Consider the following 12,183-nt stretch of genomic DNA (forward strand, 5'->3'; position numbering starts at 1 on the left):
TCTTGCCTGTCCTGCGCGGGGATGTGGCAGCGTGGCGGGGCGCGGTCAATTTCATGAGGATCATGGCTGGCTTTCGCTTTCGGGAGGTTGAACGGATTTGAGGGGCGGATTGGCGGGCACGAAGCGGCCGTTCTCGGTCTTGAGCAGCCCGCGATCGAGCGGACTGCCGAGATAGTCGGTGTCCCAGAACGAGCGCACCATCGTCGCCAGCTCGTAGAAATTCTCCGAGCGGACATTGACCTTGAAGCGGATCGGCAGCTTGGCGAGGCGGCGGGTGATGAAGTTCTGACTGGTGCCCGCGCCCTGCCGCACCCCGTCGAAATCGAAATTGGTAACGATCTCGCCGCCCAGATCGCCGCCGAGGCCGATGCTCATCTGCCGGTAATCGAGCGAGCGCAGCGCCGAGAAGGCGTAATTGCCCATCGTGCCGAGGTCCTCGTAGGTCAGCTCGCCGATATAGGCGACATTGCCCCCGCCTGTGCGGCTGAGCAGCACTCCGCCCTCGATCCGCCCATTCCCGTCGGCATCGAAGACAATCGGCACGGTGCCATCGAACGTGCCGGTGGCGCCGAGATTGGTCAGCTCCATCTGGGCCACGAAGGTCGCCGCATCGAGGCCGATGATCTCGAACACATAGCGGCGCTCCTCGACCTTGCCGAAATCCATGTCGAGCGGGCGCAGCACCAGCTCCCCGCCCATGAAGGGGAAGCGCGCATCATCGAGCGTCACCCTTGTATTGTCGCGCAAGGCGAAGCGCAGCGTGCCGCCGGTCACCTCGATGCCGGGGTTGATCGCGGCGATGGCAAGCCTCTGGTCGGGCGCGGTTGTCAGGTTGATGAGATCGGTGAAGCGCACCGTGCCCGAAAGCCCGCGCACCGGCCCGAAGGCGGCGGCGAAATCCAGTCCCTCGCTGGCGAAGGTGCCGCCGCTGGTGATCTCTTCCCCGCGCCAGTCGATCCGGCCCTCGCCCGCGATACTGCCCTTGGCGAAGGCGATCACACCTTTGGCAAGGGTCGAGAGATCTTCGGGCTGAAGCCCGTCATCGAAGGCAAGTCCGGGAACGGACAGGCGAGCAATGCCCGCTGCGCTATCGAGATCATGGCGGATCGCCACCCCGGCCACGACGCGGTCCGATTCGCGGTGACGAAGGCTGGCATCGGCGGTGATCGCCCCTTCCGCAAAGGTGAACGACGCGCCGCGCGCGACGAGCGGGTTGAACCTTGCAGTCGCGCCTGCTTCCGGCCGGTCGGACAGAGCAAAGCCGCCCTCGGCAATCCGCAGCATCCCGTCCGCAAAGGACCAGCGCCCGGCCATTGCGGACAAATCCATCGGGACGGCGTCAAGCGCGGCCGAACCGCCCGCGAACTCTCCGCCGATTTCCCCTGCAAGACTCCCGGTGAGCCTGACCGCAGACAGGCGCACCTCGCTACCGGATGCACCGATGCGGGCGGTAATGCCCTGAACCGCAAATGGCGCGGGATAGCGCAGTGCAATGCTCTCTGCGGCGAAGCGGGCGGGGTTCTCGCCCAGCTTGCCAGCGAGCACCAGCGGCCCGGTGCGCGCGCCGATCACCAGGCTCTGGTCATAGGCGAGGAGCGGCGCTGCGCCTTCTGGGCACAGGGTCAGGCTTTGGCCGGGCAAGGCGAGGCCCGACACCTCGAGCGCGCGGAAGGTGATCGGGGTGCAGCGCGTACCCAAGGCCAGCCCGCGCGCCGGTGACCAGCTGCCCTGAAGCGGCATGGCCAGCCCGCTTACGCTGCCCTCCCCGGGCAGATCGCCGCTGGCGCTCGCCAACCCGTCGAAGGCGAAATCGCCGTTCGCGGTCTGACGCAGGGCAAGGCGGGGGATGGCGAGCCGGTTCGCGCCCGCGGCATATTCGGCCATGGCAAGGCGCAGCGACCACAGGCCGTCGGCGCCCTGCTCCATCCGGCCGTTGATACTGGGCAGCCCCGCCCCGCCCGCCAGCAGATTGCCGCGCAAGCCAGTGATCCCCTGCCCGCCAATCCCCGCGCTGATCTGCGAGAGCGCCAGCACCCGTTCGCGCATTGCATTGACGAGCTGTGCATAGGGAAGCACCAGCGAGGCGCGCTCGGGGCTGTGGCGGATTATCGCCTCGACATCGAAGTCGGCGCCTGCCAGCGCCGCCGCCAGCCCCCCGCGCGCTTTGGCTATCAGCGGTGCGGCCAGCGTGCCGGCGGCTGCCTGCTGCGCCGAAGCGAGCGAAGCCGTAAGGCCGCTATCCGCGCGCAGACCTGTGCCGCGCAATTCTCCCTGCCATTGGCCTTGAGAAAGATCGCCAGGACCTCGCCATGTCCCTTCCAGTGCGAGGCGGTCTAACTGGCCTTGCGGCGCGGCAAGGCCGGTCACCGCCAGATCATGCGCCAGCACGGCCCCTTCCTCCGACCAAGTCACCCGCGCAGAGCCACCAAGCGCCTCTCCGCTCACCCCGCCCAGCGAAAGCCCCTCGCCGCCAAGTGCGAAATCGCCCTCGGAACGGGAGAAATCGCGCTTGAGGACGAGCTTGGTGCCGATATCCGCACGCGCCAGACCTGCGCCCTCGCACGCAAGCCCAGCCAGCCTCAGCGGACCGGCAAGCGCGGGGGCGCCATCCTTGGTGGTAAGCTTGCCATAGAGGGTCGCGGATTGAGCGCGGCAGCCCTCGATCCCCAGTCCCGGCGCGGTGGCCGCGAGGGTTCCGGCAAATCCGTCATCCAGCCGCCCTGCACCTTCGAGCTTCACCCCGACAGCGCCGTAATCACTCAGCAGCAGAGCGCGGGCATCGCGCAGCACCAGATTGATCGCCGGGAGCGCGGGCGGTTCCTTGCTGTCGGCGAACACCAGCGGATCAAGCGCACCGAGGCTGAACTTCCCGCCGACAAAGGTCGCATAGGCACGCGCGCCGTCGACCGTGATGCGCTGCACCTCGGGTCCGCTCCAGCTGACGCCCAGTTCGATCACCATCCGCCTTGCCGTAAAATCGGGGCGCGCCGGATTGCCGATCACGAGGTTTTCGATCACCTGCCGGTTCGGATCGATGCTGGCGATGTCATAGGTCGCTGCGACACCGTTTTTCGTCAGGTAATCGTCGACGAGAAAACCGGCGATCCGCTCGCGGTCGATCCACGAGGCGCTGCCGCCGACCAGTGCAACCGCACCGATGCCCGCCGCGATACGTGTGCGCCAGCGGCGCGGCCAGAGCCGCCGCCCGCCGCTCGCCTGCGGCTCCTCCATCTGCTGCTCGTCAGCCACCGGCATCGCTTGCAACCCTTGCGCGTATCGTCGCCCAAAGGCAATGTGGGCGCGAGGGGTTTTCCTGCCGGGGGTCGCATTGCCGGAAGGTGAAGATGCATTCGATTTTGGTGAGGAGCCAAAGCCCGGCGCTTCCGGCGGCAAGTCTGCGGGTGAAGGCCACCGCGCACGCCTACGCGAGCGGCTGCTGACTGGCGGGGCCGAAGCTCTGGCGGATTACGAAGTGCTCGAATATCTGCTCTTCGCCGCAATCAAGCAGGGCGACACCAAGCCGATCGCCAAGGCGCTGATCGCACAGTTCGGCAGCCTCGCGGGCGTGCTCAATGCCGATCCCAAGGCCCTGCAACGGATCAAGGGCGTGGGCGAGACCAGCGCTGCCGCCTTGAAGGCCGTCGCCACTGCGACCCGGCGCATGACCCGCGGCGAGATCATCAAGAAGCCGGTTCTTTCCAGTTGGCAGGCGTTGATCGACTACCTCACCACCGACATGGCACACTTGACTGTCGAGCGGGTGCGGATCCTCTATCTCGACACAAAAAACCGCCTGATCGAGGACCATCACCTGAACGACGGCTCGATTGACGAGGCCGCCATCCACCCGCGCGAAGTGATCCGCCGGGCAATGGATGTGGGCGCATCCGCGATGATCCTCGTCCACAATCACCCCTCGGGCAGCCCCGAGCCGAGCCGCGCCGACATCCAGATCACCCAGCGCATCGCCGAAGCCGGACGGCTGCTGGGCGTGGCGGTGCATGATCACGTGATCATCGGGCGCGAAGGCCACACCAGCCTCAGGGCACAGGGCCTGATCTGACTGTGAACCAAACCGTGCCAGCAGCGCACGCGGCAGCGGGCGGGCTCGCCTATCGCGGCGAGATCGACGGGCTGCGCGCCGTCGCGATTGCCGCCGTCGTCATCCACCACGCCTTTCCGCAAGTCTTGCCCGGCGGCTTTGTCGGGGTCGATCTGTTTTTCGTCATCAGCGGCTATCTGATCACCGGCATCATCGCGGGCGAACTTGCGGCGGGGCGCTTCCGCCTGAGCCGGTTCTACGAGCGGCGGGTGCGGCGGATCGTGCCTGCGCTGGCGGCAATGCTGGCGGGCGTGAGCCTTGCCGGATGGGCCATTCTCACGCCAACGGACTTCTACGAATTCGCCAAGGCGCTCACTGCTTCCGCCGTGTTCGGATCGAACCTGCTGTTTGCGCGCGGGGTCGATTATTTCGGCTCGGCAGATGGCAGCGGTGCCTTGCTGCACACCTGGACACTGGGGGTGGAGGAGCAGTTCTACCTCTTGTTCCCGCTCGCGCTGATGCTCGCTTCCCGCTGGCGAACAAGGGCGCTGCTGCCATTTGCCTGCATCATTACGCTCGCAAGCCTCGCGCTCGCCCTGTGGCTGGCGGGACGCTGGCCGCTGGGTGCCTTCTACCTCCTGCCGCCGAGGATGTGGGAGTTGGGGCTTGGCGCGATTGCCGCGCTGCTGCCTGCGCCGCGGCGACCCTCGGGTGCGCTCGCATGGTCAGGCCTCGCGATGATTGCGGCAGGCTTTGCACTGATCGGGCCGCAGACCCCGGCGCCGGGCGCATTGTTCCTGCTGCCCACCCTTGGCGCGGCGCTGGTCATCCGCTTTGCCAGCGATGATGCGCTGGCAGCACGAATGCTGCGCTGGCGCTGGCTGAAAGGTCTCGGGCTTGTCTCCTTCGGCACCTATCTGTGGCACCAGCCGCTCCTGTTCTTCGGCGATTATCTCTGGTTCGGAGGACTGCCCGCGCTCGCCAAGCTCGCACTGATCGCGCTTGCGGTGCTGCTCGGCGCGGCTTCGTGGCGCTGGATCGAACAGCCGGTACGCAAACGGCGCGTGCTGGCGGGCAGGGCTGCGCTGATGCTGGCCTGCGGGGCGGCGCTGGTGCTGGCGGCAGGTATTGGCGCAGCGGGCTACAAGCGGATGCTCCTCCCCCGTTCCTGGGCGGAGGCGCAGGCGCTCGGCGGTTTGACGCCCGATGGCGTGTGGACACCGATCGTCGTCCCCAAGACCGGTCCCCTGCCCTATGTTCTCTACGGCGATAGTCATGCGGGCCAGTATTTCGCGGCCATCAATGCCCGCTTCGGCCCAGGCGCGTTGCTCACCGAAACCGGCTGCCTTGCCGCCGATGGCCTGTCCAACTGGCAGCCGGACAGCGCCGAGGGCGATACCTGCATCGCCATGTCCGATGCGCTGGTAGAGCTGGCGACCGAGCGCGAGGCCCCCGTGGTGATCTGGGCGCAGCGCTGGGATCGCCTGCTGTTCGACAGCGCCAGCGGCGCGGCGCTAGGCGAATCGGGCAAGCGTGCCGCTCCGCTCCTGATCGCTGCGATGGAGCGCACCATCGCTCGCCTGCCACGCGAAACGCAGGTGGTGATCATGGGTAATTCGCCCACCGCATGGGCTGCCGGCCCGCTGATGCAGCAAGGCTGGGGCCGCTGCCGCGCCTATGCCAATGTTGATTGTCCGTCCGACTACCCCGCCCAAAAGGCCGAGGGCCGCGCCATCAGCGCTGCGCTCGCAGCGTTTGCCGCGCGCCATCCACAGATCACCTATGTCGATGCGCAAGGCCCGCTATGCCGCGCAGGCCGCTGCCTGCTGCTGCAGGATGGCACGCTCAATTACTGGGACGGCAGCCACATGACCCTTGCCGCTGCCACCCGCGTCGTCAGGACAATGCCCGCGTTACCCCCGCCCCCTTCATCGCCCGCCCCCTTGCCTTGAGCGGTGCGCTTGCCTACCGCGCGGCCACACACCTGCCCAACCGGAGTTTCCGATGGTTCCCCGCTACGCCCGCCCCGCCATGACCGCCCTGTGGGAGCCGGAGGCGAAGTATCGCATCTGGTTCGAGATCGAGGCGCATGCGACGCAGAAACTCGCCGATCTCGGCGTGGTGCCGCAGTCGGCCGCCAAGGCGCTGTGGGACTGGTGGGCGACCAACCCCGTGATCGACGTTGCCGCCATCGACGCGATCGAGGCGGTGACCAAGCATGATGTGATCGCTTTCCTCGACTGGGTCGCGCAGCAAGTGGGCGAAGAAGCGCGCTTCATGCATCAGGGCATGACCTCCTCGGACGTGCTCGACACCACGCTTTCGGTGCAACTGGCCCGTGCCAGTGACATTCTGCTGGCCGATCTCGATGCGCTGCTGGCCGCGATCCGCACCCGCGCAGAAGAGCACAAGTTCACCCCCACCATCGGCCGCAGCCACGGCATCCATGCCGAACCGGTGACGTTTGGCCTAAAGCTCGCGCAGGCCTATGCCGAATTCGACCGATGCCGCACGCGGCTCGTCGCGGCGCGTGCCGAAATCGCGACCTGCGCGATCTCCGGCGCGGTCGGCACCTTTGCCAATGTCGATCCGCAGGTTGAGGAATATGTCGCGGACCAGCTCGGCCTCGCCATCGAGCCGGTCTCAACGCAGGTCATCCCGCGGGATCGCCACGCGATGTTCTTTGCAACGCTTGGCGTGATCGCCAGCAGCATCGAGCGGCTCGCCATCGAAGTCCGCCACCTGCAGCGCACCGAAGTTCTGGAAGCCGAGGAATACTTCTCCCCCGGCCAGAAGGGATCGAGCGCGATGCCGCACAAGCGCAATCCGATCCTCACCGAGAACCTCACCGGCCTTGCGCGCATGGTCCGCGCTGCCGTGACCCCGGCGATGGAAAATGTCGCCCTGTGGCACGAGCGCGACATCTCGCACTCCTCGGTCGAGCGCTATATCGGGCCCGATGCGACCATCACGCTCGATTTCGCGCTGGCGCGGCTCACCGGCGTGGTCGAGAAGCTGCTGGTCTACCCTGAGCGGATGGAGAAGAACCTCAACCGCATGGGCGGGCTGATCCACTCGCAGCGGGTGCTGCTGGCGCTCACTCAGGCGGGTCTGACCCGCGACGATTCCTACCGTCTCGTCCAGCGCAATGCGATGAAGGTGTGGGAAGCGGACGGGGCGCTCTCGCTGCTCGATCTGCTCAAGGCCGACGCGGATGTAACCGCGCGGCTTTCAGCAGAGCAGCTCGATCAGCTGTTCGATCTCGGCTACCACTTCAAGCACGTCGACACGATCTTCGCGCGGGTGTTCGGCTGAGCCGGGCGATGCTGGACTCATGCGCCAAATCCCCTAGGCTTGGGCTACCAGCCGGCCAACGGGAGGGGCGCGCCTCGTGAAGATCCTTCGCACCATCATCTGGGTTCTGGCAGCCGCCGCCTTTCTGATCTTCGCGATCTACAACTGGCAGGCGGTCGAGCTGACCCTGTGGCAGAACCTTGTGCTTGAAACCAAGGTGCCGGTGCTGGTGCTGCTGGCCTTCGCGCTCGGCTTCGTGCCGCTCTATGCCTATCACCTGAGCGTGAAGTGGGCGTTGAGCCGGCGGGTGCGCACGCTCGAGAATTCACTGAAGCACAGCGCCGCGGTGCGCCAGCACGAGGCCGAAAAGACCGTCCAGGCGGAACCGGCACCGGCTCTCGCGGCAGATTCTGACGGCGGCAGCGATGATCCGCTCGCCCCCGATAGTGGCGGCATTGATGGAGGCGACAGTTGAGCAACCCGGTCTATCTCGCGCTAGATGTGCCGCAGCTGGAACCGGCCAAGGCGCTGGTGAGCAAGGTCAAGTCGCATATCGGCGGGGTGAAGCTCGGCCTTGAATTCTTCTGCGCCCATGGCGCGCACGGAGTGCACGAGATTGCGCATCTGGGCCTGCCGATCTTCCTCGATCTCAAGTTCCACGACATCCCCAACACCGTCGCCTCGGCGATGCAGGCGATCCATGTCTATCAGCCCGCGATCGTCACGGTTCATGCGAGCGGGGGCCGCGCGATGATGGAGGACGCCAAGGCCGCCGCCGCAGAGAGCTGCAAGGTTGTCGCAGTGACCATGCTCACCAGCATGGACGCGAACGATCTCACCGCCACGGGTGTCTATGGCAGCGCCGAGACGCAGGTGATGCGTCTCGCTGAACTGGCCCATGCAGCCGGGCTCGACGGGATCGTGTGCTCGGGGCAGGAAGTCGGCGCGGTCAAGAAGGCGTGGAAGGACGGCTTCTTCGTCGTCCCAGGCCTGCGCCCCGCCGGGAACGGCACGGGCGACCAGAAGCGCGTGGTCACCCCCCGTCAGGCACGCGACAATGGCGCGAGTGTCCTCGTCATCGGCCGCCCGATCAGCCGCGCCGAGGATCCAGCGGCGGCGGCACGGGCGATCGAGGCGACGCTTTAAAGGCGCTCCGTGCCCGACCACGCCACTCCCAACCTCCCCGCACGCGACTTTGAAGAGACGGCGGCGTTTTATGCCCGGCTGGGCTTCGAGGAAGACTACCGCTCGGAAGGATGGATGATCCTCTCGCGCGGGAACGCGACGCTTGAGTTCTTCCCCTACCCCGATCTCGATCCCTACCAGTCGTCTTTTTCGTGCTGCCTCAGGCTCGATGATCTCGGTGCAATCATGGCGCAGGTCGAAGCCAGCGGCGTGCCCGATGCGCGGGCCGGCATCCCACGCTATCACCCCGCCGCTCCCGATCCGAGCGGACTTACCATCGCCTACCTGATCGACCCGGACGGCACGCTCATCCGCCTCATCCAGAACGACTGAACCCCATGCCAGAAATCACGATCACCCCCGCGTCGGCAGCGGATGCCCCCGCATTGAAGACCCTGCTCGAGGCCGCCTATCGCGGCGATTCGGCGCGTCAGGGGTGGAACCACGAGGCGGATATTCTCGATGACGAACGCGTCGCCTCGGGCGAGGTCGAGGCGCTGCTGGCCGATCCCTCGGTGACGATCCTCACCGCGCGGGACGGCGAGGCGCTGATCGGCTGCGTCGCGGTCACCCGCAAGGATGAGGCGCTAGGCTATCTCGGGATGCTCTGCGTGCTGCCGACCCTGCAATCGGGAGGCCTCGGCCGGCGGCTGCTCGATGCGGCGGAAGATCACGCGCGCGCCCTTGGTCTCACCGCGATGGAGATGACCGTGATCGACAGCCGTGCAAGCTTGATCGCGTGGTACGAGCGGCGCGGCTATGGCTTCACCGGCGAGCGCCGCCCCTTCCCCGTGCTGCGCGATCCGCCGGTCAATTTCGTGGTGCTGGAAAAGCCGCTCAGGGCCGCCTAGGGACGGGTCATGTCGACCCTCGTAAAGATCTGCGGGCTCAAGACCCCCGACACCCTCGCCGCAGCGGTGCAGGCAGGGGCGAGCCATGTCGGCCTTGTCCATTTCGCTAAGAGCCCGCGCCATCTGACCCTTCCCGAAGCCGCCCGAATGCGCGCCATGGTTCCGGAGCACGTCAAGGCGGTGCTGCTTCTGGTCAACCCCTCGCCCGCCCTGCTGGCCGAGGCGGTACGCTCCATAGCGCCCGATGTCGTCCAGTTTCACGGGGCCGAGACCCCCGAAATGCTCGCCCGCTTCCGCACCGAAACCGGGATCGAGGCATGGCGCGCGCTCGGCGTCAAAGACCCGTCTGACCTCGATCAGGCCGCTGCCTTTCGCGGCGCGGCAGACCGCCTGCTGCTCGATGCGCCAGCCTCGGGCTTGCCGGGCGGCAATGGCGCGGCCTTCGACTGGAGCCTCATCGCCCACTGGCAGGCGCCGGTGGCCTGGGGGCTTGCGGGCGGGCTCACCCCTGCCAATGTCGGGGAAGCCATCCGGCTCACCAATGCGCCGCTCGTGGATACATCCTCGGGGGTCGAGCGTTCTGCGGGAATCAAGGACGTGGACAAGATCACGGCCTTCTGCAAAGCGGCACACCTATGAACACACCTCTCAACTCCTTCCGCAACCTTCCCGACGATCGCGGCCATTTCGGCCAGTTCGGCGGGCGCTACGTCGCCGAAACGCTGATGCCGCTGGTGCTCGATCTCGAGCGCGAATACCGCAAGGCGCAGGCAGATCCGGCGTTTCAGGCGGAATTCGACGATCTGCTGGAGCATTACGTCGGCCGCCCGAGCCCGCTCTATTTCGCGCCGCGCCTGACGGAAGAACTCGGCGGCGCGCAGGTGTGGTTCAAGCGCGACGAACTCAATCACACCGGCGCGCACAAGATCAACAATTGCATCGGCCAGATCCTGCTGGCGATCCGCATGGGCAAGACCCGCATCATCGCCGAGACCGGCGCGGGCCAGCACGGCGTGGCGACCGCGACGGTCTGCGCGCGCTTCGGCCTGCCTTGCGTGATCTACATGGGCGCCGAGGACGTGAAGCGGCAGTCGCCCAACGTGTTCCGCATGAAGCTGCTCGGCGCAGAGGTGGTCCCCGTCACCAGCGGCGGCGCGACGCTGAAGGACGCGATGAACGAGGGCCTGCGTGACTGGGTCGCGAATGTCCACGACACCTTCTACATCATCGGCACCGCGGCCGGCCCGCACCCCTATCCGGAGATGGTGCGCAACTTCCAGAGCGTGATCGGCAAGGAAGCCCGCGCCCAGATGCTCGCCCGGACGGGCCGCCTGCCCGACCTGCTGGTCGCGGCGATTGGCGGCGGGTCGAACGCGCTGGGGCTGTTCCATCCCTTCCTCGACGATCCCAGCGTGAAGATGCTCGGAGTGGAAGCCGCTGGCCACGGCCTCGACGGCGACGAACACGCCGCGAGCCTGCTCGGCGGCTCGCCCGGCGTGCTCCACGGCAACCGCACCTATCTGTTGCAGGACGAAGACGGCCAGATCACCGAAGGCCACTCGATCAGCGCGGGCCTCGACTACCCCGGCATCGGCCCCGAGCACGCGTGGCTCAAGGAAAGCGGCCGCGTCGATTACACCGCCGTCACCGATGAAGAAGCGCTAGATGCCTTCCAACTGCTCTGCCGCACCGAGGGCATCATCCCCGCGCTGGAGCCTGCCCACGCCATCGCAGCGGTGAAGAAGGTCGCGCCGACGATGCCCAAGGACGCGATCATCCTCGCGAACCTGTGCGGCCGCGGCGACAAGGACATCTTTACCGTCGCGGAGCGTCTGGGGGTTGAGCTTTGAACGGTCGTCAGGTCGTCACGCTGATCGCACTCGCTGTAACCATTGGGCTCTTGGGGATATTCTGGCTCATCGGCGGTGTCATTCCATGGTTTCGTTCTGAAGCCGCGCTCGCTGTCGGACTGCCAGTCATCATCGCAATAGCTATTCTCGCCCCGGCGTTTCGGAGCCGACTCAAATGACCCGCCTCTCCACCACCTTCGCCGCCCCTCGCCCCGCGCTCGTCTGCTTCATCACAGCAGGCGATGGCGACACCGCGGCCAATCTCGATGCGCTGGTGGAAGCCGGCGCGGATGTGATCGAGCTGGGCATGCCCTTCACCGATCCGATGGCCGATGGCCCCGCGATCCAGAGCGCCAATCTACGCTCGCTGGGTGCGGGCACGACCACAGCCGATGTGCTGCGCTACGCCGCCGAATTCCGCGCCCGCCACCCCGATGTTCCGCTGGTGCTGATGGGCTATGCCAACCCGATGGTGCGGCGCGGGCCTGAATGGTTTGCTGACGCGGCGGCTGCTGCTGGCGTGGACGGCGTGATCTGCGTGGACATTCCGCCCGAGGAGGACGACGCGCTCGGCCCGGCGCTGCGGGCCAAGGGCATTGCCCCGATCCGCCTTGCCACCCCCACCACCGACGCCGCACGCCTGCCGCAGGTGCTCGAGGGCTCGGAGGGCTTCCTCTACTACGTCTCGGTCGCCGGGATCACCGGCAAGCAGCAGGCGCAGATCGCAAGCATCGAAGAGAATGTTTCGCGCATCAAGGAATCGGCCACCATTCCCGTCGCGGTCGGCTTTGGCGTGCGCACGCCCGAACAGGCCGCCGCGATCGCCAAGGTGGCGGATGGCGTGGTGGTCGGCTCAGCTCTCGTCGAAATCTGCGGCGAGTATGGCGCAGCGGCCCCGGCCAAGCTAAGGGAGCTGACGTCTGCTCTCGCCCACGCGGTCCACACCGCCCGACAGGACTAA

11 protein-coding genes are annotated in these 12,183 nt (G+C 66.8%); 10 read left to right on the plus strand and 1 reads right to left on the minus strand.

Features of this window, described 5'->3' with window-relative positions:
- Positions 1-60: 60 nt before the first annotated feature.
- Positions 61-3,255, minus strand: coding sequence for an intermembrane phospholipid transport protein YdbH family protein (locus RSE14_RS04065; protein WP_324075961.1), 3,195 nt, complete (start codon positions 3,253-3,255; stop codon positions 61-63).
- A 73-nt stretch (positions 3,256-3,328) separates the two neighbouring features.
- Here RSE14_RS04065 and radC point away from each other — a divergent pair, with 73 nt between their 5' ends.
- The 10 genes from radC (at position 3,329) to trpA (ending at position 12,183) form a co-directional block, all read left to right on the plus strand.
- The gene (gene radC / locus RSE14_RS04070; RefSeq protein WP_324075962.1) at positions 3,329-4,063 is read left to right on the plus strand and encodes a RadC family protein; all 735 of its coding nucleotides are present in this window, start codon (positions 3,329-3,331) and stop codon (positions 4,061-4,063) included.
- Positions 4,064-4,077: 14 nt separating this feature from the next.
- Entirely contained in the window at positions 4,078-5,994 is a 1,917-nt protein-coding gene (locus RSE14_RS04075) for an acyltransferase family protein (protein ID WP_324075963.1), read from the plus strand.
- A gap of 52 nt (positions 5,995-6,046) precedes the next feature.
- Complete coding sequence (purB, locus tag RSE14_RS04080; protein WP_324075964.1) at positions 6,047-7,357, plus strand: adenylosuccinate lyase; 1,311 nt, start codon at positions 6,047-6,049, stop codon at positions 7,355-7,357.
- Positions 7,358-7,433: 76 nt separating this feature from the next.
- A complete protein-coding gene (locus tag RSE14_RS04085) occupies positions 7,434-7,811 on the plus strand; it encodes a hypothetical protein (protein ID WP_324075965.1) in 378 nt (125 codons plus the stop codon).
- Positions 7,808-8,482 carry an orotidine-5'-phosphate decarboxylase gene (pyrF, locus tag RSE14_RS04090; RefSeq protein WP_324075966.1) on the plus strand — a complete coding sequence of 225 codons (675 nt, stop codon included), beginning with the start codon at positions 7,808-7,810 and terminating at the stop codon, positions 8,480-8,482. The genes RSE14_RS04085 and pyrF overlap by 4 nt, the downstream gene beginning before the upstream one ends.
- 9 nt (positions 8,483-8,491) lie before the next feature.
- Entirely contained in the window at positions 8,492-8,854 is a 363-nt protein-coding gene (locus RSE14_RS04095) for a bleomycin resistance protein (RefSeq protein ID WP_324075967.1), read from the plus strand.
- Between the two features lie 5 nt (positions 8,855-8,859).
- Positions 8,860-9,372 carry a GNAT family N-acetyltransferase gene (locus tag RSE14_RS04100; RefSeq protein WP_324075968.1) on the plus strand — a complete coding sequence of 171 codons (513 nt, stop codon included), beginning with the start codon at positions 8,860-8,862 and terminating at the stop codon, positions 9,370-9,372.
- A 9-nt stretch (positions 9,373-9,381) separates the two neighbouring features.
- Complete coding sequence (locus RSE14_RS04105) at positions 9,382-10,011, plus strand: phosphoribosylanthranilate isomerase (RefSeq protein ID WP_324075969.1); 630 nt, start codon at positions 9,382-9,384, stop codon at positions 10,009-10,011.
- Positions 10,008-11,222, plus strand: coding sequence for a tryptophan synthase subunit beta (trpB, locus tag RSE14_RS04110; protein ID WP_324075970.1), 1,215 nt, complete (start codon positions 10,008-10,010; stop codon positions 11,220-11,222). Before RSE14_RS04105 ends, trpB begins: the two co-directional genes overlap by 4 nt.
- Before the next feature lie 175 nt (positions 11,223-11,397).
- On the plus strand, positions 11,398-12,183 hold the full coding sequence (trpA, locus tag RSE14_RS04115; RefSeq protein WP_324075971.1) for a tryptophan synthase subunit alpha: 786 nt from the start codon (positions 11,398-11,400) through the stop codon (positions 12,181-12,183).

Origin of the sequence: Erythrobacter sp. (genome assembly GCF_035194505.1) — a bacterium.
In the GTDB taxonomy this organism is placed as follows: domain Bacteria; phylum Pseudomonadota; class Alphaproteobacteria; order Sphingomonadales; family Sphingomonadaceae; genus Erythrobacter.